Annotated in this window: 17 protein-coding genes; 6 read left to right on the forward strand and 11 right to left on the reverse strand. The window is 67.4% G+C overall.

Annotated elements, in window-relative coordinates; translation table 11 throughout:
- Nucleotides 1–10: 10 nt before the first annotated feature.
- Nucleotides 11–364, forward strand: coding sequence for a DUF2809 domain-containing protein (locus tag ACFTSF_RS34885; protein WP_380159052.1), 354 nt, complete (start codon nt 11–13; stop codon nt 362–364).
- Here ACFTSF_RS34885 and ACFTSF_RS34890 read toward each other — a convergent pair.
- Both ACFTSF_RS34890 and ACFTSF_RS34895 read right to left on the reverse strand, forming a co-directional pair.
- Nucleotides 336–2,345, reverse strand: a complete 2,010-nt coding sequence (locus tag ACFTSF_RS34890; RefSeq protein ID WP_380159054.1) for a glycoside hydrolase family 6 protein — start codon at nt 2,343–2,345, stop codon at nt 336–338. The two genes, ACFTSF_RS34885 and ACFTSF_RS34890, sit on opposite strands and share 29 nt — an antisense overlap.
- 79 nt (nt 2,346–2,424) lie before the next feature.
- Nucleotides 2,425–3,498: a LacI family DNA-binding transcriptional regulator gene (locus tag ACFTSF_RS34895; RefSeq protein ID WP_380159056.1), complete on the reverse strand. Its 1,074-nt coding sequence runs from the start codon at nt 3,496–3,498 to the stop codon at nt 2,425–2,427.
- Between the two features lie 69 nt (nt 3,499–3,567).
- Here ACFTSF_RS34895 and ACFTSF_RS34900 point away from each other — a divergent pair, with 69 nt between their 5' ends.
- Entirely contained in the window at nt 3,568–6,168 is a 2,601-nt protein-coding gene (locus ACFTSF_RS34900) for a substrate-binding domain-containing protein (RefSeq protein WP_380159057.1), read from the forward strand.
- 22 nt (nt 6,169–6,190) lie between these two features.
- Here the strand turns inward: ACFTSF_RS34900 and ACFTSF_RS34905 are convergent, their stop codons facing one another.
- A complete protein-coding gene (locus ACFTSF_RS34905; protein ID WP_380159059.1) occupies nt 6,191–7,468 on the reverse strand; it encodes a glycoside hydrolase family 6 protein in 1,278 nt (425 codons plus the stop codon).
- Between the two features lie 211 nt (nt 7,469–7,679).
- Between ACFTSF_RS34905 and ACFTSF_RS34910 the strand changes: the two genes are divergently transcribed.
- Nucleotides 7,680–10,319 carry a glycoside hydrolase family 48 protein gene (locus ACFTSF_RS34910; RefSeq protein WP_380159061.1) on the forward strand — a complete coding sequence of 880 codons (2,640 nt, stop codon included), beginning with the start codon at nt 7,680–7,682 and terminating at the stop codon, nt 10,317–10,319.
- A 54-nt stretch (nt 10,320–10,373) separates the two neighbouring features.
- Here the strand turns inward: ACFTSF_RS34910 and ACFTSF_RS34915 are convergent, their stop codons facing one another.
- The 6 genes from ACFTSF_RS34915 to ACFTSF_RS34940 all read right to left on the reverse strand — a co-directional run bounded on the left by ACFTSF_RS34915 (nt 10,374) and on the right by ACFTSF_RS34940 (nt 16,948).
- Nucleotides 10,374–11,366, reverse strand: a complete 993-nt coding sequence (locus ACFTSF_RS34915) for a LacI family DNA-binding transcriptional regulator (RefSeq protein ID WP_380159063.1) — start codon at nt 11,364–11,366, stop codon at nt 10,374–10,376.
- Complete coding sequence (locus ACFTSF_RS34920) at nt 11,363–12,772, reverse strand: GH1 family beta-glucosidase (protein ID WP_380159065.1); 1,410 nt, start codon at nt 12,770–12,772, stop codon at nt 11,363–11,365. The genes ACFTSF_RS34915 and ACFTSF_RS34920 overlap by 4 nt, the downstream gene beginning before the upstream one ends.
- Nucleotides 12,769–13,620 (reverse strand): carbohydrate ABC transporter permease, encoded by an 852-nt coding sequence (locus ACFTSF_RS34925; RefSeq protein ID WP_380159067.1) that lies wholly within the window; start codon nt 13,618–13,620, stop codon nt 12,769–12,771. Before ACFTSF_RS34925 ends, ACFTSF_RS34920 begins: the two co-directional genes overlap by 4 nt.
- The gene (locus ACFTSF_RS34930; RefSeq protein ID WP_380159069.1) at nt 13,617–14,570 is read right to left on the reverse strand and encodes a carbohydrate ABC transporter permease; all 954 of its coding nucleotides are present in this window, start codon (nt 14,568–14,570) and stop codon (nt 13,617–13,619) included. The genes ACFTSF_RS34925 and ACFTSF_RS34930 overlap by 4 nt, the downstream gene beginning before the upstream one ends.
- On the reverse strand, nt 14,567–15,865 hold the full coding sequence (locus ACFTSF_RS34935) for an extracellular solute-binding protein (RefSeq protein ID WP_344157267.1): 1,299 nt from the start codon (nt 15,863–15,865) through the stop codon (nt 14,567–14,569). Before ACFTSF_RS34935 ends, ACFTSF_RS34930 begins: the two co-directional genes overlap by 4 nt.
- Nucleotides 15,866–15,985: 120 nt before the next feature.
- A complete protein-coding gene (locus ACFTSF_RS34940) occupies nt 15,986–16,948 on the reverse strand; it encodes an ArsR/SmtB family transcription factor (protein ID WP_380159071.1) in 963 nt (320 codons plus the stop codon).
- A gap of 142 nt (nt 16,949–17,090) precedes the next feature.
- On the opposite strand from ACFTSF_RS34940, the gene ACFTSF_RS34945 reads away from it, so the two are divergent.
- The 3 genes from ACFTSF_RS34945 to ACFTSF_RS34955 all read left to right on the forward strand — a co-directional run bounded on the left by ACFTSF_RS34945 (nt 17,091) and on the right by ACFTSF_RS34955 (nt 19,223).
- Nucleotides 17,091–17,504: a hypothetical protein gene (locus ACFTSF_RS34945; protein WP_344157272.1), complete on the forward strand. Its 414-nt coding sequence runs from the start codon at nt 17,091–17,093 to the stop codon at nt 17,502–17,504.
- Nucleotides 17,504–18,439 carry a hypothetical protein gene (locus tag ACFTSF_RS34950; RefSeq protein ID WP_380159073.1) on the forward strand — a complete coding sequence of 312 codons (936 nt, stop codon included), beginning with the start codon at nt 17,504–17,506 and terminating at the stop codon, nt 18,437–18,439. The genes ACFTSF_RS34945 and ACFTSF_RS34950 overlap by 1 nt, the downstream gene beginning before the upstream one ends.
- A gap of 223 nt (nt 18,440–18,662) precedes the next feature.
- A complete protein-coding gene (locus ACFTSF_RS34955) occupies nt 18,663–19,223 on the forward strand; it encodes a peptidoglycan-binding protein (protein WP_380159075.1) in 561 nt (186 codons plus the stop codon).
- Nucleotides 19,224–19,279: 56 nt separating this feature from the next.
- Here ACFTSF_RS34955 and ACFTSF_RS34960 read toward each other — a convergent pair whose 3' ends face one another.
- Nucleotides 19,280–19,828 (reverse strand): hypothetical protein, encoded by a 549-nt coding sequence (locus ACFTSF_RS34960; RefSeq protein WP_380159077.1) that lies wholly within the window; start codon nt 19,826–19,828, stop codon nt 19,280–19,282.
- Between the two features lie 20 nt (nt 19,829–19,848).
- Nucleotides 19,849–23,880: an RICIN domain-containing protein gene (locus ACFTSF_RS34965; protein WP_380159079.1), complete on the reverse strand. Its 4,032-nt coding sequence runs from the start codon at nt 23,878–23,880 to the stop codon at nt 19,849–19,851.
- Nucleotides 23,881–24,064: the final 184 nt, after the last annotated feature.

Raw genomic sequence — 24,064 nt, forward strand, 5'->3', positions numbered from 1 at the left:
CATCGGTGTCGTGCTCAAACCTTGGCTCGCGATACCCGTCGTACTGGCGTTGGGTCTCGGCGTTCGGGCGTTCGCCGATGGTGACTTCGCCAAGTACGCGGGCGTCGCGCTCTACACCACGCTGATCTACGCGCTGGTGTCCTTCTGGTTGCGCCCACTCTGGGCAGCAGTCGCGGCCACGGGTTTCAGTTGGGCAGTGGAGTTCTTCCAGCTCACCGGCATCCCCGCTGAGCTGGAAGAGCGCAGCAGTCTCGCCCACCTTGTGCTGGGCTCGACTTTCAACGCACCCGACCTCCTCTGGTACGCCGTCGGTGCGGGATTAGGAGTGTTGATCGTCAAGCGAGAGCACAGGTCTGCCCGTTGACGGTGAACGTGGTTGGTGGGTTGTTGGTGCCTGAGTGAGTGCCGTTGAAGCCGATGTCGACGGTTGCTCCGGGAGCGATGGTGGCGTTCCAGGAGCCTGGCACCGGGGTTCCGGTGACCTTCGTGCCGGACTGAGTCCAGTTGGCGTTCCAGCCGCTTTGGACGGTTTGGCCGTTGGCGAAGTCGAACGAGAGTGCCCAGTTGGTCAGCGGTGTCGTTGAGGTGTTGGTCAGCTTCAGCGAGGCGGTGAAGCCGGTGTTCCAGCTGTTCACCGAGTAGCCGACCTTGCAGCCGCCTGGTGGGGTGGTCGAGCCGGTCGTGGTGACCGACAGGGCCGCCGACGGTGCCGAAACGTTGCCTGCGGCATCTTTCGCCCGGACGGTGAACGAGTACGTCGTGTTGGCGGTGAGGCCGGTTGCGGAGAAGCTCGTGGTCGCGGAGCTGCCGGCCAGGGTGCTGCCGCGGTAGATGTCGTAGCCCGTGACGCCGACGTTGTCGGTCGAGGCGGTCCACGTCAGTGCGACCGAGGTGTTCGAGACCGAGCCGGCCGTCAGCCCGGTCGGCGCTGAGGGCGGTGTCGGGTCCGTCGGGCTGGGGCCGCCGCCGATGACCGGGTAGGCGTTCTGGACCAGTTGAACGAACTGTGCCTCGAACCAGTGACCGGACAGCGGCGCGTCCGGCAAGGCACCGGTGAGCTGGTTGCCCAGCTTCGGTGAGACGAACGTCGGGTCGCACATCCGGTCGAAGCCCTTGCCCTCGTCGTTCGGGATATCGGTGGATGCGCCGTCGGACTCACCTGGCGGCTTGATCCACACGAACGCGTCGAGATGCGACCCGGCGTAGCCACCGGGCGTGGACTGCGGACGCTCGCCGATACCGGCACCAGACGGGTTGCACCAGGCCCCTCGGTGGATACGACGGTCGACGCGGGACTGGTCGACGTACGTGTGTAGGTCCGTGCTGGTCGACGCGGCAGTCGGGCGGGCGGCGCCACCCCAGCCGTTCCGAGAGGTGTCGACGAGCAGGCCCGTACTGGCCGGGAAGCCTTCGGCGATCAGCAGGTTGTAGAGGTGCGCAGTCCAGTCGGCCTCGTCGAAGTCGAAGTTCCACTCGTAGTACTTGGCGGAGCGAACCGGGTTGCCGCCGACGGTCAGCGACGGGTTCGGCAGGTACGGCTCGACCAGTGGCGTCGTGTTCGCCGTGTTGGTGACGAAGCCGTCGACGGAGGCGTAGCCGGCTTGCGTCGTCCGGGCCACCTCGGCGAAGAGCTTCGCGGACGGTCCGGCGTTGCTGTCCCAGCCGAGCCAGCCCGAGTGCGCGGCGTCGAGGTAGTTATAGACGTTCGGGATCGCATGCAGCTTGTCCAGCGCGTACTTGACGCCCTCACGGTAGAAGGGCGCTGCCTGCTGGCAGGGCTGATGCGAGATGTTCGTGACCAGGTTGGGCAGTGAGTCCGGCTCGATCGTGGCCGCGATCCGGAGGCTCTGGTACTTCGGGTCGGCCAGGATCGCCGCGATCGCGTCGATGTACTCGGTCTTGTACCGCGCCAGTCCGGCGGCGGTCGCGGGGAGTTCGCCGTTCGACGCGAGTGCGTAGCAGTCACGGCCGGGCAGGTCGTAAATCACCAGGTTCATGACCAGCGGCGTACCGGACTGTTTCTGTAGCAGGGCTTGGTCCAGATGGAAGCGCAGCCCGTTACCGGCGGTGTTGCCGGCGATCGCGCTGATCCGGTCCATCCAGACTGCGGTCGGCTGCGTCTTGACCGCGCGCATCTTGGTGGCAAGGGCAGGATCGGAGGCTCGGGTTGCCGCGCCTTCGACGAGCGCTGCCCAGCTGGGGTTCACATATTGGGTCGCGCCGGCGTACGGGTTGTCGACGTGCGGCTCGGCTGCACTGGCGCTCAGGGCGGTGAGCGGCAGGGCGACCAGGGCGGTCGCTAGGGCGGTGGTGGCGGCGAACAGCCGCCTGGGAGTTCTGGACACGCGGTCCTCCTCGAGGATCGGTCGATAGCTGCCCTGAACCTCACACAAGGGACTCCGCGTTCGGGATGGAGCGAAACGTTTAAGGTCGTGGCACGTTAGTGCTTCGCGATGCGGCCAGTGGGCCGGTGCTACCGCGAATCGCCAGCCCTCCGACCGGTACGACGTGACCGGTCGCGGTCTTCCCGTCGAGTACTGCCAGCACTGCCTCGCCGACCGCCGTACCCAGCTCTCGCAACGGCGCGGGCAGTGCGGTGATGGCCGGTGTACTGAGCCTGCACAGTGCCGAGTCGCTCGCGGCCAGGATGGACAGGTCCCACGGCACCGCGAGACCGAGCCGCCGTGCCACATCGAGCGCAGCCAACGCCATCTGGTCGGAGTCGTACACAATGACGGACGGTGATACCGGGCCGGTGAGCAGCTGCCGGGTTGCGGCAGCAGCCTCTTCCGGGCCGGCGTCGGTTGTCATCCGGACCAACGAACCTCCGGCACCCTCGAGTGTCCGCGCGAGCGCCGCCATCCGAACCTGCGTGCGCTGGAGGTCGGGCGGTCCCGTCACCGCCGCGACCTGGCGATGCCCCAGACCGATCAGGTACGACGCCACTCGTCCGTACGCCTCCTCGTCGTCGAGGTGGACCGAGGTCAGCCCCTGGGCGGCAGCCGGCGGTCCCACCACGACAGCGGGCGCCCGGAGTCGCCGCAACGCCTCGACGCGCGGGTCCTGGCTGAGTACGTCGGTCACGATCATCACGTCGAACCGCCGCTCGGCCCACCAGGTCCGGTACGTCGACACGGCCGCGTCGGCGGAGTCGACGACCTTCAGGAGTAGCGCGTACCCGTGATCCGCGAACACGTCCTGGATCGCGGTGACGAGGTCGAGGAACGAGGTCGCCGACGACACCCCGCCGGCCGCAGTGCTGACCACCAGCCCGACAGCCCGCGGACCCGTGTGCATCGACCGGGCGGCCGCACTCGGCTGCCAGCGGTACTCCTCGGCGATCCGCAGCACCCGCTCACGTGTCGCGGCCGAGACACCGGGGCGGCCGTTGACGGCGTACGAGACAACAGCGATCGACACACCAGCCGCCCGGGCGATGTCCGCGATCGTGGCGCGGCGCGCGGGCGAGCCGGGGCGGTCGGCTGGCGGTGAGACCACAATGACCAGTGTGTCGCCTGGCGGACCGGACCGCATTCCGCCCGGTTCGGCGCGCGGAGGGGAGTGCGGATGGGGACAGTACGGCGTGGTGCGGCGAACGTGATCCCGCGGCGGACGATCGGCGTGCTCTCGCCGGTCGTCGGCGGGTTCTACTTCGGCGCGCTGATCGCCGGGATCGCCCGGGCCGCGCGCAATACCGGGCACCGGGTGGTCGCCGTACAGACCTATCCGGCCGGTCTGGATCGCGAGCGCTATCCCGACGAACCGTTGCTAGAGGTGCCGGTGGCACTCGGTGCGGTGGACGGTCTGATCATTCTGGCCAGTGCTGTCCGGCAGGACCGGCTCGCGGCGGTTCAGGAGTGGGGTTGCCCGGTTGTCGTGCTGAGTACGGACACGGTCGGCCCGAATGTGCCGGTGGTGGTTCCGGACAACGCCGGTGGCGTGCGGGCCGCCGTACGGCATCTGATCGACCATGGGCACACTCGGATCGGGTTCATCGGCAATCCGGCGCAGCGCGACATCCGGGAGCGGTACGAGACGTACCTCGCGGCGCTTGCTGAGCATCGGATCGACCAGGAATGGTTCGAGGAAACCGCTGACAACCATGAGCAGGCCGGTGCTGACGCGGCCTCGCGCTTTCTCGCCGCAGGGTTGCCGACCACGGCGACTGTCGCTGCCACCGATCGCAACGCCATCGGGTTCCTGCGCGCATTGCGTACGGCGGGACTCGTGCTGCCGCGAGATCACGCGGTCATCGGGTTCGACCACACCGACAGCGGTGCGCGATTCCAGCCCAGGCTGTCGACCGTCGACCCGCACAACGACCGGGTCGGCGCGCTGGCCGTCGATCTCCTGCTGGCGCAACTGCGCGGGGAAGCCGTGCCGAGCGGCGTACATCGCGCCCCCTCGACCCTCGTGATCCGCGAGTCCTGCGGGTGCGGCGAATCAGGTGTGCGCGACCAGCCCGGTACGACGCCCGCAGGGGCCCGGCTGCGGCACCTGGCCGACACCGGATTCGCTGCCCCGGCGTCAGTCACGGACAGCCGGCAGATCGACGACGAGGCCCGTGAGCGGTGGCTGCAAGCGGTTGTCGAGCCGATCACCGCTGCCGCTGAACAAGGGCGGTCGCCGACCGGCCCCGCGCTCAGCAGTCTGGCAAGGCTGACCTCGGCACGCCGACCGCATCCGGAGACCCTCGAACAACTGATCGCAGTCGTCCGCGATCTCGAGTGGGAGCTCGCCGCGGGATCGGACCACCTGCCCACACTGTACCGCGCAGGTACCGACATCACGTTGGCTCTGACGAGGGGTTGCACGCAACCGCTGCTAGCGCGCAGCGGCTACCTGGAACGCGCGATCGCCGACCAGTACGAGGTCGACCTGGATCTGCTGCGCGGCAACGGCGGCGGTCCGCGCGCCCTGACCTGGTTGCCGCGCGCCGGCCGCGGTGCCGCCTGCCTTGGGCTCTGGACCGGTCCGGCGGTGGGCGACCGAGAGCTGGAGATCGTTGGCGTGGACGACAGCTCCGGTGCGCTGGCTCGCTTGGTCGGATCGAGGTCCCGAGCCAGCCAGTTCCCACCCGCCGCGATGACTCGGGCAGGGACCGGCACCAGCCGGCTCACGTTGGTTCTGCCGGTCACGTCCCGGGGCAGCGACTGGGGTCTGCTCGCCATCGAGGGCACGGTCGACACCCGGATGACCAGCGGCCGGGACAAGTACAACCACTGGGCCACGCTGCTGGCCGTCGCACTGGATCACGAGCGCCTGCTGGGCTCGCTGCACGACCAGCGACAGGCGCTGGCAGAGGCGGCCAACCGCGAGCGCGCACTGGCGGACACACTGCGCGCCAGCGAGGAGCGGTACGCCCTGGCCTCGATGGCGGCCCAGGACGGTACGTGGGACTGGGATGTCTCGGCCGGGACGGTCTACTACTCGCCGCGGTGGAAACAGACGCTGGGGTACGGCGAGGACGAGATCGGCGGTACGCCGTCCGAGTGGCTCGACCGCGTGCATCCGGACGACCGCCTCGACCTGTCTGCAGCGATCGCAGCGCAGCTGGGAGGCTCCCGGGCGCCGCTAGAGATCGAGCATCGGGTCCAGACGTCCTCAGGGGACTACCGGTGGATGATGTGCCGGGCCGTGGCGGTTCTCGACGACGCCGGTTGCCCGGCCCGCTTGGTCGGAGCGTTCGTCGACATGACCGAGCGCAAGGAGGCCGAACTCGCCCTGCGCCGGAACACGTTGCGGGACCCCGAGACCGGTCTGGCCGGCCGAGTGCTCTTCCTCGATCGACTGGGCGAGGCCCTGGAGCGAGCCCGGAACCGCCCTGGCGACTATGACTGCGCCGTACTGCTTGCGCGCGTTGTCGAGCCTCCGGTGCGGGCCGACGTACGGCGTGAGGTGGTACGGCGGCTTCAGTTGGTCCTGCGCGACGGCGATTCGGCCGCCCGGCTTCGGCAGGACGAGTTCGGCGTACTGCTGGAAGGCGTTCGGCCGGATGAGGTCCGCATCCAGGAAGTGCTTACCAGGTTGGCGGCTGAGCCCGCACTCGGCATCGCGGTCGGAGTGCTGCCGGGCATCCAGCAGTTCAAGGACGCCGACGATGCGCTGCGGGCTGCGGACATCGCTCTGCTCCGCGCGCAGACCAGGGCCTCGGTGCCTCCCCGTTGAGGAGAGGCACCGAGACGTGCCGCTAGGAGCAGGTAACGCCGTTCAGAGTCGCGGCTGAGAACGGCGGATTGCCGCCGCTGTAGTCCGCGTTGTACCCGACCGTTGTGGAAGCTCCTGTGCCGAGACTCCCGTTCCACGACGCATTGACGACCCGTACGACGTCTCCCGTGTCGGTCCACGTGCCGTTCCAGCCCTGTGTCACCGTCACACCTGGTGCCGCGAAGGTGAGCGTCCACCCGTTGACCGGCGCACCGCGGTTCTCGATCACGACCTCGCCGGTGTAGCCAGTGCTCCAGGTGCTGGTCACCCGATGCGTCACTCTGCACCCACCAGGCGGCGGCGTCGGCGTCGAGTTGCCGGCGACCGCCAGCTCATAGGCGCGCTGCGGCACGAACTGGCCTGCTGGGGCGATACATCCGTCGGACTCACCCGGCGGCTTCACCCACAAGAACGCGGCGAGCTGGCCATCACCAGTTTGGTCAGTGCTCGCCGTACCGATTGCGCGGCCCGCCGGGTCACACCACTCGCTCCCGGCCGGCCCGTTGCCGTTGCGGCTGGTGTCGATGACCGCACGCAGCCGCGAGTCGCCGACCGCGTTCAGCACGGCCTTGGCGAAGCCGGCCTCGTCGGCGGTGGTCCGGTAGTTCGACACGTTGGTGGAGATCCCGTCGGCGCTGTTCGAGATGTCCGCACCACGCAGCCGCGCCGCGGCCTCGGCCGGTGCCAGCCACGCGGAGTGGCCGATGTCGAAGTACACCTTGGTCTGTGCCGAACCGGACTTGAGCTTCTTGCCCGCGTAGGCCATCGACGCCTTCGTCTGGTTCTGCTGATCCGCTGACTGGCAGTTCGTCATGATCGGCAGTACGTCGGGCTCGAGAACGATTGCCGCCGGGCGGCCGGCCACTCCCAATGCGACCTGGTCGATCCAGGCCCGGTAGGCCTCGTGTGACGGGGCTCCGCCGCTGCTCGCGCCGCCGCAGTCGCGGTTCGGGATGTCGTAGACGACCAGGATCGGCACCTTGCCGGCCGCCGCAGCGGCGCCGACATAGGCGTCGACCTCGCCTCGGACCGTGCCGGTGTTGGTGGTCGTGAACCACTTGCCTTGCGGGGTCGCTGCGATCCGGTCCCGGATCATCGGTGTCCGCGAGTCGCCCGGATTGGCCGCGACCCACTTGGCCGCGCTGCTGCCCGGATCCACGAAGAACGGCGAGGCAGCAGCCTGAGCGGTCACGACCAGTAGGCCGGAACACAGCGTGAGGGCGGCGACCAGGCCGCCGTACGCCAGGTGTCTTGAGCGCATGAAACGCACCTTCCAATGTCGGGGGACGGACATCGGAAGCACTCCCATCGCGATGGAATGTAGCCAGCCTTGTGCACTCCCGCATCTGAAACGTTTAGGTCCGCCCTGCCGTCTTCTCAGCACCTCGTCCGCCTCCTACGCTGCGGCAACTGGGAGCGCTCCCATCAGTGTCGCCCCACACCACCTGGCATCCCGACGGAGGGAAGAACCTATGAGGCTTCGAAAGAGAGGCGGTCGGCTGCGTGCGTTGGCCGTCGCGATCGTCACGGCAGCCGGGCTGCTGCAGCTCGTCGCGCCGACGGCACAGGCCGCGGTGGCCTGCTCGGTGAACTACACCGTGGCGAGCGAGTGGGACAGCGGTTTCGTCGCGGACGTGACCATCAAGAACGAAGGCGACCCGATCAGCGGCTGGACCCTCACCTGGACCTTCCCGAACGGCCAGCAGGTGACGAACCTGTGGAACGGCAGCTACATGCAGTCCGGCGCGAAGGTCACCGTCCTGGCGGCTGACCACAACCGGAACATCGGCACCGGCGGTACCGCGAACTTCGGCTTCCAGGGCACCCGCGGAGCAACGAACGGCAAGCCCACGGACTTCGCGGTCAACGGCACGTCGTGCGGCGGCACCGCCAAGCCGACGATCGTCGCGACGCCGGAGGCACTGACTGTCAAACAGGGCGGTACGGCGAAGTTCGGCGTGACCCTGGCGAGTCAGCCGCCGGCCTCGGTGGCTGTCGCGGTGGCCCGGTCGTCGGGCAGTACCGACCTGACCGCGGCACCGGCCTCGCTGACGTTCACTACCTCGAACTGGAACACCCCGCAGAACGTGACAGTCAGTTCGGCGGCGAACGGCGGCGACCTGGTGACTGCCGTCTTCTCCGCGACCGCCACCGGCTACACCGCGGCGTCGGTGACGGCAAAGGAGCTGTCGGCAACTACTTCGCCGTTCGAGGAAGCGTTTCTCACGCAGTACAACAAGATCAAGGACCCGGCCAGCGGCTACTTCCGCAAGTTCGGAGACCTGCTGGTGCCGTATCACGCGGTGGAGACGCTGATGGTCGAGGCGCCGGACCACGGACACCAGACCACGTCGGAGGCCTTCAGCTACTACCTCTGGCTGGAAGCGAGCTACGGCAAGATCACCGGCAACTGGGCTCCGTTCAAGTCGGCCTGGGCGTCGATGGAGAAGTTCATCATCCCGGCCAAGGCCGACCAGCCCACCAACGACAAGTACAACGCGTCCAAGCCGGCGACGTACGCGCCCGAACACCCCGCGATGACCGGGTACCCGTCCCAACTCGACACGTCGATCGCGGTCGGTTCCGACCCGATCGCCGCCGAGCTCAAGACGGCGTACGGGACCGATGACATCTACGGCATGCACTGGCTGCTCGACGTCGACAACACGCTCGGGTTCGGGCGGTGTGGCGACGGCACCACGGCGCCGTCGTACATCAACACCTACCAGCGCGGTTCGTCGGAGTCGGTGTGGGAGACGATCCCGCAGCCGTCCTGTGACACGTTCAAGCACGGCGGTCCCAACGGCTATCTGGACCTGTTCACCAAGGACAACTCCTACGCCAAGCAGTGGAAGTACACCAACGCGCCGGATGCGGACGCGCGCGCCGTACAGGTGGCTTTGCTGGCCAGCCAATGGGCGACCGCGCAGGGCAAGCAGGCCGAAATCGCGCCCGAGGTGGCGAAGGCCGCGAAGATGGGTGACTACCTGCGGTACGCGATGTTCGACAAGTACTTCAAGAAGATCGGCAACTGCGTCGGACCGGTTGCCTGTCCCGCGGGCACCGGCAAGGACAGCGATCACTACCTGATGTCCTGGTACTACGCGTGGGGTGGCGCGACGGATACCTCTGCCGGCTGGGCCTGGCGCATCGGTGACGGCGCTTCGCACCAGGGCTACCAGAACCCGTTGGCGGCCTACGCGTTGGCGAAGGTGCCGGCGCTGAAGCCCAAGTCGGCCACCGGGCAACAGGACTGGGCCAAGAGCATGGATCGGCAACTGGAGGTCCTGCAATGGCTGCAGTCTGCCGACGGTGGAATCGCGGGCGGTGTCACGAACAGCTGGGAAGGCCACTACGGAACACCTCCTGCTGGTACGCCGACGTTCTACGGCATGTTCTTCGACGCGCATCCGGTATGGCGCGACCCGCCGTCGAACCGGTGGTTCGGCTTCCAGGTGTGGCAGTTGGAGCGGACGGCATCGCTGTACCAGATGACCGGTGACGCCAGGGCGAAGAAGATCCTGGACAAGTGGGTGCCGTGGGCCCTCGCCAACACGACGGTCGGTGCGAACGGGGCGTTCCAGATCCCGTCCGACCTGGCCTGGACCGGTGCTCCCGACACCTGGAACCCCGGCTCGCCGGGTGCGAACGCGAACCTGCGGGTGAGCGTCCTCAACCACAGTCAGGACGTCGGCGTAGCCGCGTCGTACGCCAAGACCCTGCTGAACTACGCGGCCAAGTCGGGGAACGTCCCGGCGCGGACCACCGGCGAGGGTCTGCTCGCGGCGCTGCTCGCGCATCAGGACGCCAAGGGCATCGCGACTCCGGAGACGCGGACCGACTACAACCGGTTCGACGACAAGTACGACGCCGCGACCGGCGAAGGCCCGTACGTCCCGCCAGGCTGGACGGGCACGATGCCCAACGGTGACGCGATCGGCCAGAACTCGACGTTCCTGTCCCTGCGGTCGTACTTCAAGACGGACCCGGACTGGCCGAAGGTGCAGTCATACCTGAACGGCGGTCCGGCACCGACCTTCACCTATCACCGGTTCTGGGCGCAGGCCGAGATCGCCACGGCGTTCTCGCTGCACGCCGAGCTCTTCGGCTAAGCCCTGCTTGACGCGCGCCCCCGGGACCACCTGACCGGGGGCGCGTCCAGCTGCTCAGGCGCTGCCGCGGAGCTCCAGCCGGGTGTCGACAATGACCTGGGTCTCCGGCGGCTGATCGCCGGCCAGCTGGGCGAGGAGAAGCCGGGTCATCTCGTGACCCATCTCCTCGGCTGGCTGGAAGACCGAGGTCAGTGGCGGGTCGGAGTGCCGCCCACCCGGTGAGCCGTCGAAACCGATCACGGCGACGTCCTCGGGGATCCGCCGGCCGGCCGCCTTCAGCGCTCGCATCGCGCCGAAGGCCATCGGGTCCGAGGCGGCGAACACGGCGTCCAGGGCGGGCTCGCGTTCCAGCAATGCGGTCATCGCCCGGGCGCCGCTCTCTTCGCTGAAGTCGCCGTACTCGATCAGGTCGTCCCCGGCGATCTCGCGGAAACCCTGCAACCGGGCCACGCCGGCCGACATGTCCTGCGGGCCGGCGATGGACGCGATCCGGCGTCGACCCAGATCGAGCAGATGCTGCGCCGCCAGCCGTCCACCGCTCGCATTGTCGGCGTCGACGAAGGGCATCTCCGGCCCGGCCAGTGGCCGCCCGCAGAGAACCAGCGGCAACCCGCTGGCCAGGACCTTGCCCGGCAGCGGGTCGTCGGCGTGCTGGGACAGCATCATCACGCCGTCGACGTGTTCTCGGGTCAGGAACCGGTTCACGCGATCACGCTCGGCCGGGCTCTGCACCATCGACAACCACAGTTGCAGCTGCGTCTCGGCCAGCGCCGCGCTGATGCCTCGAACGATCCCGGCGAAGTACGGCTCGGTGAACAGCCGCTCGCCCGGTTCGGAGATCACCAGCGCCACACAGTCGGTACGGCGGGTGACCAGGTTCCGGGCCGCGCGGTTCGGGACATACCCGAGCTCGTCGATGGCTTTCAGTACGGCGGCCCGCGCCGCCGGACTGACTTGCGACGAGCCGTTGACCACCCGGGACGCGGTACCCCGCCCCACCCCCGCCCGAGCCGCAACGGTTTCGATGGTGGGACGGGGTTCGATCATGTTGCTAGCCTGCCTCGGATCAGATCGCCGTACCAATACGCGCTGCTTTTCGGGGTTCGTGTCTGTGTCTCGTAGTCGACGTGGACGAGCCCGAAACGCCGGGAGTAACCCCAGGACCACTCGAAGTTGTCGAACAGCGACCAGCAGAAATAGCCGTGCAGCGGGACACCGAGGTCGATGGCCGCCTGACAGGCCCGGAGGTGGCCGTCCAGGTAGCTGATCCGGTCGGGATCCCGGACCGAACCGTCCGCATCCGGTACGTCGGCGAACGCGGCACCGTTCTCGGTCACGTACAGCCGCACCGCGGGGTACTGCGTCGCCAGCCGCACGAGGACGCTGGTGAGCCCTTCGGCATGGATCTCCCAGCCCATCGCGGTCAGCGGCAGATCCCCCTTCTCGAAACCGACGTGCTCGCTGCCGGGCCAGGGGGAGGCGCCACCGCTACCACCGTGGCCGTCGTCACCGCCGCCTGACGTGCCTGTCACCACGTGCCGGCTGTAGTAGTTCACGCCGAGCATGTCGAGCGGGGTCGAGATGAGCGCCAGGTCGCCTTCGCGGACGTGCGAGAAATCCGTCACCGCGGCGAGGTCCTCGACCACGTCGGTCGGGTAGGAACCTCGCAGTACGGGATCGAGGAAGAAGCGGTTCTGCAGACCATCGATCCGCCGCGCGGCGTCGAGGTCGAACTCCGACTCGCTCACCGGTACGACGTCGTACAGGTTGATGGTCACGCCGACCTTGTGGCCGCCGGATCGGAGCAGGTTCGCCGCCAGCCCGTGGCCGAGCATCAGGTGATGTCCGGCCCGGACAGCTGCCGCCGGGTCGGTCCGGCCGGGTGCGTGCACGCCGGATCCGTAACCCAGGAAGGCCGAACACCACGGCTCGTTCAACGTCGTCCACTGCCGAACCCGATCACCCAGTACGCCGGTGATCGCGCCGGCGTAGTCGGCGAATCGCTCGGCCGTGTCGCGTACCGGCCAGCCGCCGGCGTCCTCTAGCGGCTGCGGCAGATCCCAGTGATACAAGGTCGGCCACGGCTCGATACCGGCCGCCAGCAGTTCGTCGATCAGCCGCGAGTAGAAGTCGACGCCGGCCTGGTTGAGCCGGCCGTGACCGTCCGGCTGGACCCGCGGCCAGGAGATCGAGAACCGGTAGGCCTGCAACCCGAGATCGGCCATCAGTGCGACGTCCTCGCGGAATCGCGTGTAGTGCTCGATCGCGACGTCGCCGCTGTCACCGCCCAACACCCGGCCCGGCGTATGCGAGAAGGTGTCCCAGATCGAGGGCCCGCGCCCGTCGGCGGTTGCCGCCCCTTCAACCTGGTAAGCGGCGGTGGCGGCGCCGAACAGGAAGCCGGTGGGGAACTGCAACCCGGTCCCGGGCTCGGTCTGGCTGTCGGTCGTCACGACTTGATCGCACCTTCCATGATGCCGCCGATGATCTGGCGGCCGAACACGATGAACACCGCGAGCAGTGGCAGCGTGGCCAGAGCCGTCGCCGCGAAGACCTGCGCGTAGTCGGTGTAGTACGCCGTCGCCAGCAAACTCAGCGACAGCTGGACAGTGGGAGTGTTGGCGTCCAGAACGGCGTACGGCCAGATGAACTCGTTCCAGGTCTGCATGAAGGTGAGCAGGCCGAGGATGGCCGCGGCCGGCCGCAGCACCGGCAGTACGACGTTCCAGTAGATCCGGAAGGTCGAGCAGCCGTCGACCCGGGCCGCCTCGACGAGCTCGTCCGAGATCGCCTCGGCGGCGTACTGGCGCATCATGAAGACGCCGAAACCACTGACCAGGAACGGCACGATCACCGCCTGCAGACTGCCGTTCCAGCCGATCTTCACCATCAGCATGTAGAGCGGGATCAGCCCGAGCTGGACCGGCACCATCATCGTCGCGACGATCACCAGCAGCATCGCGTTGCGGCCGCGGAACCGGAGTTTGGCGAACGCGAACCCGGCCAGCGTGGAGAAGAACACCACCGACAGCGTCACCACACTCGAGACCACCAGTGAGTTCACCAGCCCGTAGCCGAAGGCGGCGTGCTCGTTGGCGAATACCCGATCGATGTTGGCGGCGAGTTCGGCGCCGGGCAGCAACGGCGGCGGGACGTCGTTGATCACGTCGTTGGACCGGGTGGCCACGACGAACATCCAGTAGATCGGGAACAGCGAGGTCAGGCAGCCGACGATCAGCGCCAGGTACGTCAACGGGCTGGCCTGCCACAGCCGCACCGAGGCAGCGCGCAGCCGGCTCACCGGGCTGCCCTCCGAACGAGCAGCAGGTTGATCAGCGAGAAGATCACGATCAGCCCGAACAGCGCCCAGGCGATCGCGGCGCCGTACCCGTATTGGAAGCGCTGGAAGGCCGTTTCGTACATGTACATGGTGACGGTCTGGAACTGGCCGAGGGTGCCGCCGAGCATCCTCCCGTTCCCGAAGATCACCGGCTCGGTGAACAGTTGCAGGCCTCCGATCGTGGAGATGACGACGGTGAACACGAGTGTCGGACGCAGTAGCGGCACGGTGATCCGCCAGAACTGCTGCCAGGGCTTCGCGCCGTCCAGCGAGGCGGACTCGAACAGGTCCTTCGGGATCGCCTGCATCGCGCCGAGCAGGATCAGCGTGTTGTAACCGGTCCAGCGCCAGTCGACCATCACGGCGATCGCGATCCAGCTCGACCAGGTGTTGGCCTGCCAGTCGACCGCGTCCAGGCCGAGGCGGGTGATCACGTAGTTGACCAGGCCGACATCACGGGCGAACAGTTGCCCGAAGACGATGCCGACGGCGGCCACCGAGGTGACGTTGGGGATCAGCACGCCCATCCGGAAGAACGTCCGGGCGCGGATCTTACGGTTCAGCAGGTTCGCGATCGCCAGCGCCATCAGGAGTTGCGGCACGGTGGCCAGAACGAAGATGCCGACGGTGTTGCGGAGCGCGTTCCAGAAGTCGGGGTCCGCGAAAAGCGTGCTGTAGTTGCCGAATCCGACGTACGTGTGCTCGCCGATCAGATGCCAGTCGTGCAACGAGACCCAGCCGGTGTAGACCAGCGGGAACGCACCGAAGATCGCGAACAGGACGAAGAACGGCGCGATGAAGAAGTACGGCGCGAACTTCACATCCGCGCGCGTCAATCGGGAGCGCCACGGGACCCGGCCGTCGGCGGCATGCGCTGCCGCCGACGACCGGACGACGCTGGAAGAGGTCACTTCGCCTCTTTGACAGCGCTGCTGAGCGCTTGCTGCCAGGCCTTGTCGGGGGTGAGCTTGCCCTGCTCGACGGCCTGCAGTGCGGGCTCGAAGGCACGCTCCTTGACCGCCTGGTGCTTCGGGCCGAGGACGAGCGGCTTCAGCGTCTTGGCGCCGTCACCGAAGATCTTGCCGACCGGAGCGTTCGAGAAGTAGTCGTTGGTCAGCGCCAGGAACGCCGGGTCGTCCAGCGCCTTAGGTGCCGTCGGCAACGGTCCGGCCTCCTTGAACGCGGCCACCTGGCCGGCCGGCGAGGTCAGGTACTTGGCCAGCTCGTAGGCCTCCTTCGGGTGCTTGCTCTGGGTCGGGACCGCGAGCCACGAACCACCCCAGTTGCCACCTCCACCAGGTACGGCGGCCACGTCCCACTTACCGGCGTTCTCGGCGCCGGAGTTGCCCTTGATGATGCCGAGCATCCACGACGGGCACATGGTGACCGCGAAGCTGCCGTTCTTGAAGCCGGCCTCCCAGTCCTTCGACCAGACCGGGATCTTGGCGCTGACGCCCTCCGAGATCATCGCCATCGACGTGTTCCAGGAGTCCTTGACGACCGGGCTGGAGTCGGCGATCAGCTTGTTGTCGCGGTCGTAGAAGTTGGTGTCACCGGCCTGCGACAACATCGCCGAGAAGCTCGTGGTGACCGAGTCGACGAAGCCCTTCGCACCGGTGTTCGCGGCGCCGAACTTCTTGCCGGTGGCAATGAACGAGTTCCAGTCCGGCCAGAGCTTGGACACCGCGTCGCGCTCGGTCGGCAGCTTCGCCTTGGCGAACAGGTCCTTGCGGTAGCAGACCGCCAGGCCGCCGACATCGGTACCGAGCCCGATCAGCGGTCCGTCGGCGCCGACCCGGCCGAGGTCCCATTTCCACGGCAGGAAGTTGGGCTGCAACTCGGCGGCACCCTGATCGAGCAGGTTGACGAAGTTCTGCGGCTGGGTCTTGAACTCGTTGAGGACACCCTCCTCGAGCGCCACGATGTCTCCGGCGCCACTGCCGGCGGCCAGGTACTGGACCAGCTTGGGCTTGTAGTCGTCGAGCTTCTGCACGTTGCGCAGCTCGACCTTCACGTCCGGGTGCTCCTGCTCGTACTGGGCGGCCAGCGCCTTGTACCCGAAGTCCCCGAAGGTGTCGACCACCAGCGTGATCTTGCCGTCCGCCGCGGGCTTGCTGCCCTCGGTGTTCTTGCTGCATGCCCCGACCATGCCCAGTGCTGTCACGGCAGCCACCGTGACCGCCAGGAACCGCTTAGTCTGGCTCATCGCCTGACCCCTCCTCGATACTGTGCACCCCCTCATCTGGGAGCGCTCCCACGAGAATCGAGGGAAGGTGAAGGTCTGTCAATAGCTCGATGGGAGCGTTCCCAAATCGAGTCCTGAGGGTTACGTGCCCAGGAGAGTGGCGCCGGTCGGGGAGAGGGCGTGCAGGACGCGTTTGCCCGTACGGCGGCTCGTGATCAGCCCGGCTTCACGCAGCGCTTTGGTCTGCTCACTGGCGGTTGCCGAGGACAGGTCGAGGGCTCGGGCGAGCTCGGTCGTCGTGCGGTCGCCGTTCGCGAGGCAGTCCAGGACCTCGGCCCGGGTTTTGCCGATGACAGCCTCAAGTCGGGCGCCTTCGGTGCGGGTGTCCCACCAGCCGACGCGATGCGGGATCGGGTAGGCCAGGACGAACGGTTCGCCCGGCACATCGAGGATCGACGTGTCGCCGAGCGCGAAGAACGAAGGCTGGATGATGATGCCGCGACCCTCGACGTACAGGTCGCGGTCGGTCTTCTTGTTGCGCAGGACGAGCGCGGGCGCTTCCCAATGGACGTGGCCGCCGATTGATGCGAGCAGCGCGTCGACGCCCTCGTCGCAGAGGAGTCGGCGTAGTCGTACTAGCTCCTCGGAGACCTGACTGCGGATCTCCGCCCAGGAGGGCTTGAGATGTGCCTCGTGGAACTGGATCAGGTTGGCGCCAAGCGCACGCAGCGTCTGCTGATCACCGGCCGCAAGATCACGCGCCCAGCCGGCCGCCCGCGGACACTGCTCGTGCAGCGTGACGAGATCGCTGCGCAGACACGAGCGCGGCGTCCGGAGCACCTCCTCGATACCGGCCCGAAGGTCGGTCGTCCCGGTCGCCGGGGTGAGGAAGTCGGCGAAATACCCCATCGGTGGCGACAGATGCCGCAGCATGCTCCACCGCGCCAGCCCGGCCAACCGGACCCGGCGCCGCCACGGGCCGAAGATCACCGGACCCCCGTTGTCGAGCAGCTGGATGCTGTGCACCAGCTCCCAGAGCGGATCGATATCCGGTGCGATCCGGATCCGCCTGACGTCGTCCGTACTCAGATGTATGCGCCACATGGCTCCCCCTCGCCGACCTGCGCAAACAATTCGGCCCCATCCGAAGTTTTACCGCACCACCGGGCCAGGCTTCTACGTTTCCGGGTGTCGAGGCGATCACCGCCTCCGCCCCGAAATCGCCGACGTACTGGAGGAACCACCCGTGAAACTTCTACCTCGTCTCGCCGCGGTGCTCGCCCTCGCCGGGGGTGCGGCCGCCATCACCACCGTGCCGGCCAACGCTGACCGGGGCGACGGCAACGTCGCCTGCAACAGCGGGGAGATCTGCTTCTACTACGACTACGCCCTCGGCAACCTCAGCCGGCAGTTCTGGAACCCCGACATGGACCACAGCAACGACTACTACTGGGACCGCGCGAGCGGCAGCCAGTCGTCGATCCGGCTGATGGACACCGCCGGCTCGTTCTGGAACCGCGACACCGAGTGCGCGATCAAGATCTGGGACATCACCAGCACCGGCGGCTGGTTCGTCACCTTCACCGCCCCGATGGGCTGGAAGGGCGACCTCCGCTCGGTCGGCAAGCAGAACCGCAACAACGGCCACAGCCGCTGCTGATGAGCTCACCCGACAACGGCTACGGCTGCTCCCGGAGCAGCCGTAGCCGGCTCTGGATCCTGCCCCTACTCCTCTTGTCCGCCTGCGGAACCCCGGCCCCGCCGGCGGCAATCGTCGTACCGACGCCACCTGCCCAGGCGCAAGCCCCGAGCCAGCCGTACGACGCCTTCCGCGGCGATCTGCTCGACGTGATCACAGCCGCCGTACTGGTCGAACGCGACCGCTGCATGGCTGCGGCTGGTTTCCCCGAACTCCAAGAGGTCGGTGGTCGACCTGCTTCGGGCGCATTCGACGACCTCAAGCTCACCGCGGCTGCCTTCGGCGCAACGAGCGTTGAGGAAGCGCGTCGGCGCGGATTCGGTCGGGACGTGACGGCTGAGCCGCCGGCGGTTCGCAGTACTAGTCAGAAGTTTTCGGACGCGATGGATCGCTGCACAGCCTCGGCGAACGACCGCCTCGGTCCGAACGCTGCCGATGTGCAGGCTCGGTACTACGACCTCGGGAACCAACTGCGGATGGCACTGCGGCCCGTGTACGCCGACAAGATGCCGGCCCGATTCGCCGTACCGGTCCTCGGTTGTCTGCAGCGCAAAGGCTTCACGAGCAAAACCGCCGACGTCCGCACCTTCGGAGTGCCCTTCGGATCCGCAGGCTCCGAGCCCTCACAAGGCTGGGACAAACGCGGCGTCCTCCAGGTCCGCCCAGCCAAACCAGCCCGCCCCTACATCCCAACCACCCAAGAGTCCGCCCTAGCAGCCGCCTGGCACGACTGCACCACCACAGCCGGCTGGCCCCGCTACCAACTAACCCGAGCCCTATCCCTCCAAGCAACCACAATCCGCCGCGTCAAACCCCAACTCGACGCCCTGACCCCCGCCATCCAATCCCTAACCACCCAAGCCAACGCAGTAATCGCCTCAGCCGACGGCACCTGACAAAGGACACCGCCTCCGCGCGATCCGGTATGACGTTGAGCACGGGTCAGCCGTGTGCGCAGCCGGAAAGTGGTTGAGGGGTGCTCAAGGTGCCGCTCGTCCGTGCGGCAAGGTCGCCGCAAGGTTCGCGCAAGGTCTGCCGGGGGTGGGCGGGTGATGCTGAGGCAGGTAGGGGCTGTTCGGCGGCCCCGCAGATTCCAGCATCGACAGAACGGGGCAATCCATGAATATTCGATCGACACGCATCCGACTCGTCGCAGGCGTCTTCAGCGCGTTGGCGGTGGGGGCACTCGGCCTGAGCGCGTCTCCGGCGTCCGCCGCGAAGGACGATGGTTTTGTGCGCGGCTACGACACCTACAAGGGTGACTGGGGCGACGAGGGGCCGATGGCCTTCGGGTTCGGGAAGCACAACAAGTCGAACGCTGTGTGCCTGTGGCAGAAGATCCTGTGGGCCGAGGGTGCCACGGAGTCCGACGGCACACCCTTCGACAAGGGCGACGTCGACGGTGAGTTCGGCCCGAACACGGATACGGCGACCAGGTCGCTGCAGGCCAAGTGGAAGCTGACCATGGACGGCGAGGTCGGCGGCGACACCTTCGGCCGCGCGGACGACGAGCTCAAGGTGACGAGCGGCAGTGACAAGCCAGGGAAGCAGTTGAACATGACGTACTACGGCGACAAGGGCAGCTTCTCCGTGGTGCGCAACAGCGAGGGCAAGTACTCCTTCCGGGACGGTGACGACACCTGGCGCATCGCCGCCTACGGTTACCGCACCTGCAGTTGACGCTCTGCTGAAACGGATCAGGCCCGTACCGGAGATCGTCGGTACGGGCCTGAGGTCTACATGCCTTGGCCGGTGGCTAGTTCGTGGCGGAGGCGGTCGGCGGTGCTGATGGTGGCGGTTTCGTCCAGGTACTGGTGGCTGGAGCGGATGAGGAAGCGGAGGTCGGCGTTCTGGACAGCTCGGTGGTCGGCGCTGGGGTTGGGGGTGTCGAGCCAGCCGGCTACGAGGGTGGCTTGGCGGCGGATGCGGTTCCAGCGGTCGCGGGTTTCCGGGCCGAGGGAGGACTCGAGGGCGTCCAGGATCGCGGGCGGGGTTTCGGGCCAGGAGGTCCAGTTGCTGATCAGCTCGACCAGGTGGGTGAGCGCGTCGTCCAGGTCGTCATCCGCCAATGGGGTGAGGGCCTCTTCGATGACGGCTAGTGCGGTGACGAGGGGAGCGGGGTCGCCGGCGTCGATGGCTGGGCAGAGGCGGTGTTGGGCCAGATGGGTTAGCTGCTCGCTCGCGGAGGGGGCGTCGGCGAGTGAGGGCCGGAACCAGCGGAGGCGTTTTGAGAGGCGGCGGAGGGTGGCCTCGGTCGGGTCGGTCGGGCGGCTGAAGAATCTCACCGCCCGACCGTACCGAAGAGTTACTGCGGCTTGAAGGCCCAGCGTTGGCCCTTGCCGCCGTGGTAGAACCAGCTGATCACCTCGGCGCCGGCGGCGGAGCTGCCGTTGGCGATGTCGAGGGAGAGGCCGGAGCTGACGGCGATGACGCTGTAGGTGCCGCCGGGGGTGGGTTCGATCCGCCACTTCTGGCACTCGGAGGTGTTGTCGGGGAAGATGATCATGGTTGCTCTGGGCAACTTCGAGCAGCCCTTGATGTCGAGCGGGGTCTTGGAGTTACCGTCGACGATCTTGTACATGTCGTCGCCGAGACTCTTCAACGTCCACTTCTGGCAGAGGCTGGTGCTGGACCAGGTGCCCATCTTGATCTGAGTGCTGGCGGCGGTCACGCACTTCGGTACTTCGAGGACCGTCGTCGTGCTGACCGGAGTGTCGATCCGGTAGCGGGTCGTGCCGGTGCCGCCCAGCTGCGTTGCGTTGAAGGCAGGCCGCAGGATCCACTGCTCACTCGTGGACTGTCCGCATTCCTGCTGCTGGATCAACGCGCTGTCGTCCAAGGACGCACCGGCGACGTCGAGGCACTTGTTGCTGTGCGCGAATCGCAAATGGACGACTGTTTCGTAGGCGCTGCCGTCGACGTAGTCGAATGTCACCTGCTCCCACGCCCGCGGCTCGCCGAGACCGCCGCCGCAAGTGGACTGTACGGCGTTGGTGTCGTCCTGCGAGCTGCCGGCCGCAGCGCTCAGGCACTTGACCGGGCCGGTGTCGACCGCGGTGTGCACCGGGCGAATGCTGTACTGGTCGGTCCCCGCGATCGGCATCAGCCGGAAGCGCTCGTTCAGCGCGGTCCCGACACAACCGAACTGGATGAATTGCGCGTTGTCGGTTACCGCGCTGCCCTTGACGTTCAAGCACTTGCCACTGTTCTTGTTGACCAGTTCGTACTGCCGGTGCTCGATGTCGAACTTCGGCCCGGTCACCGCACCGACCTCGCCCGACCACGTCTTCACCTTGTCGTTGAACGACGTCCCGGTGGAGTGCAACGTGTACACCTCGCGATCACCGTCGGCCGCCGCATACAGCAGCCCGATGTCCTCGAGCTTGTCGCCGTCGTAGTCGCCGCTGACCATCGTCATCTTGGCCAACTCCAGCCCCGTCACCCGGCGCCAGTCCGACTTCGTCAGGCTCGTTCCGTTGGAGGCAAAGACGACCACGGTGCCGTCGGTCGAGGTGTTCTCGGTCAACGCGACCACGTCGTCTCGGCCGTTGCCATCCGGGTCCGCGACGGTGAACCGGCTCTTGTCCCAGCAGAACCCGTCCACGCCGGAGTCGTAGATCGTGGTCGCCGCGGCGAACGCCGTACCGGTGGATCGGTAGAGGTCGACCGCGGTTCGGCAGTCGGTCAGGTTGCGGACGCTGAGCAGGTCGGACTTGCCGTCCTTGTCGATGTCGACGATGAGCGGCGCACTGCGCGACCAGGTGTTGCCGGCCGTGGCCGCGACCCAGTTCACCGGTACGGCGAAGTTGTCGGCGGCCCGGAAGACCTGTGCCTGCCAGTTGTCGCCCGTACCGGCGTTCTGTACGACGATGTCGTCCTTCCCATCGCCGTCCACATCTCCCGCCACCACGCGCGCCGTGTTGAGCTGCCACCCAGCAGTCTCGGTGGTCCACACCGCAGGTGGATTCTGGTACTCGTTCCCGTCCGACGGCAGTTTGTACAGCCACATCCGCCCACCGGCACCGGAACGGAACACCGCCATATCGGTCCGGCCGTCACCGTCGAAGTCACCCTGCACCGGCTTGACCTTCGCCAGCGAGAATCCCGTGCCCTCACCGGTGTCCCACGCCATCTGTCCGGCATAGAACGTAGATCCGGCAGAAACGACGTTCCAGATCCCTGTCCGGCCGAACCCATGGTCCAGCACCGCAGTGACGTCAGCCCGACCATCGCCGTTGCTGTCACCGCGCACCGAAGGAGCCGGCCCGGTCGGCGACTTCGCCGTCAACTCCCACGCCTGCCGCGAACCGCTGCTGTTGCCGGCCCGGTCCACCGCCCGCACATACAGCCGCGCGCTCGGTACGCCGGTCACCGGATCAGGGTGCACAGTGATCGGGATCGTCGCGGATCCGTCCGCGACCGCCTTCACCCGACTGACCATCGCATCGGCCTGGAACCCGTACACATACTCGTCGACGTCGGTCTCGCTACCGCCCGGCTTGAAGGTCACCTTCCCGACCTTGCGCGCCTCGGTGACCGGATCGCCGGCATCCGGGAAGTCGGTCGACTCGATCACCGGTACGGCGGGTGCCACCGTATCGATCACGAAGTAGCAGGCCGGCGTACTCGGGCTGGTCGCGTTCGCGGCGTCCTTCGTGAAGGCGGTGTAGCTGTAGACGACACCGTTGGCCAGCTTGCCCACCGGGGTTTCTGGCCACGCGAAAGCGGCACCGCTGACTGTCGGTCCCACGGCACTCTCGTGCACGACCGCACCGGCCGGATCCTTGATCTGCAAGGTGGTTGTGACGTTGTCACCGAGGTCCGGGTCGTCCGCGACCGAGGCCCACTGCGGCTGCGCGGTCAACACTGGCGTCGGGGCCGCCGCCGTACCGCACGGGCGCGGCCGGGTCAGGCTGAGTCCATTCGGCATCTTCGGCGCGGTGTTGTACGTCACCGCGAGTGCGGCTGAGCTGGGGATGAACTTCTTCCAGTGGTACTGCGCTTCCGTGGTGGTGCCCTCGTTCGGCGACCGCAGTCCGAGCGACAGGGTCGGCTTCCGCGCGTTGGCCACGTTCTGCACCAGAGTCCGCAGCGGGGTGGAGACATCGGGTTCGCCGAACTCCATCGGGAGGGACTTCTCCTCCGGCCACGCCGCACCGCTGCGGGTGTCCAGCAAGGTCTTCCAGTACGACGGGGTCGTGGTGCCCCAGTTGATGTTCTTGTTCGCGGTGTCCAGGTCGGTCAGGCTCCACAGTTGGACGGGCTTGGCCGTCCCCGACGAACTCCAGTCCAGCGTGATCCGGAACTGCGCGCTCAGGATCGTGCTGCCGGCGATCGCCTGGGCGCCGCTCACGGTCCGCATCAGGAACATCGACCGGTAGACGTTGGCGGGCTCGCCGTACCGCGGTCCGACTTTCGCCCGCAGGGGATCGCTGGCGCTGCTGCTCCGGTCGTACGTCCAGCCGTCGGCCTGGCTGGACTCCTTGTTGATGTGCAGCCAGTTGACCGACGTGCCGGAGATCGACGGGTCGATGGAGAGCGGGTACTTCGCGGCCGGGTCGGTGAGCAGCTTGCGGTCCGGGGTGATGACGAAGCGGCCGCCGACATGCTTGATGCCGAGCTTCGCGAACCGCGGCTTCTCGACACTCGACGCGTCCCACATGGTCGGTCGATCGGCGGTGTAGACGAGCTTGCCGTCCTTGTCGGTCCCGGAGGTCGAGCCGTCGGGGTTCACCCGCAGCGTCAGACCATCAGCACTGATCGGAAAGCTCAACGTGGCAAGGGCGGGATTGGCAGCGGCCTCCCGGTTGTGCACCACGAGCAGCTGCGAGAACCGGTCGACCTCGGCAGTGATCTGCAGGTCCACGCCGGGCATCACCGACGGGTACGTCGCGATGTTCCCACTCAGCACGGGCTTCGGGAGCGTGGCCGGCCAGCCCAGCCGGATCTGCGAACCGGGCTTGCCGATCGAGACCAGGTTCTGGTCGCCACCGCCGGACAGGACGAGCGGCGAGATGGTCGCGACCGGACGGATCAGCCCGTCGGCCTCGAGCCGCAACGACGGGTCGGGCGCGACCCAGTCCCGGCCCTTGCGGACCCGGACCGGCTGGCTGTGCTGCTCCATGGTCTTGGTGCCGTCAGGGTTCGCAAACACCTGACCGGTCTCGGTGCGCTGGTCGGTCAACTCGACCGGTTGCCCGGTCCGCAACGCCGTCGCCATCGCCCGCGCGTCGGGGGAAGCCAATTCCGGAGCCATCATCGCGGGCGCCTCAGCAGCCTGCGCCTGCTGAGCCGGACTTGCCGGGCCGGACACCAGAACGGCACCGATGGCAATCAAGACAGCACCCAAGGACAAGCGTCGCCGACGCATTACCCCACCACCCTCACGTCAGAGTTCTCCGCCGGACGAGGACGACCCTGTCATGTTCCTCGTTTACGCGCGACGGCTCTGGCGTGTTAAGTACTGGCCAGTTCCGGAAGTTGTCCACTTCTTACCTGGTGACCGTGCGTGCGCAGGCGGC

This window comes from Kribbella sp. NPDC056951 (genome assembly GCF_042674205.1).
Classification (GTDB): Bacteria; Actinomycetota; Actinomycetes; order Propionibacteriales; family Kribbellaceae; genus Kribbella; species Kribbella yunnanensis.

Coding starts and splice junctions, on each gene's coding strand:
- ACFTSF_RS34955 (WP_380159075.1), top strand. CDS start 18,663: ATGAATATTCGATCGACACGCATCCGACTCGTCGCAGGCGTCTTCAGC.
- ACFTSF_RS34935 (WP_344157267.1), bottom strand. CDS start 15,865: ATGAGCCAGACTAAGCGGTTCCTGGCGGTCACGGTGGCTGCCGTGACA.
- ACFTSF_RS34950 (WP_380159073.1), top strand. CDS start 17,504: ATGAGCTCACCCGACAACGGCTACGGCTGCTCCCGGAGCAGCCGTAGC.
- ACFTSF_RS34900 (WP_380159057.1), top strand. CDS start 3,568: ATGGGGACAGTACGGCGTGGTGCGGCGAACGTGATCCCGCGGCGGACG.
- ACFTSF_RS34905 (WP_380159059.1), bottom strand. CDS start 7,468: ATGCGCTCAAGACACCTGGCGTACGGCGGCCTGGTCGCCGCCCTCACG.
- ACFTSF_RS34940 (WP_380159071.1), bottom strand. CDS start 16,948: ATGTGGCGCATACATCTGAGTACGGACGACGTCAGGCGGATCCGGATC.
- ACFTSF_RS34910 (WP_380159061.1), top strand. CDS start 7,680: ATGAGGCTTCGAAAGAGAGGCGGTCGGCTGCGTGCGTTGGCCGTCGCG.
- ACFTSF_RS34915 (WP_380159063.1), bottom strand. CDS start 11,366: ATGATCGAACCCCGTCCCACCATCGAAACCGTTGCGGCTCGGGCGGGG.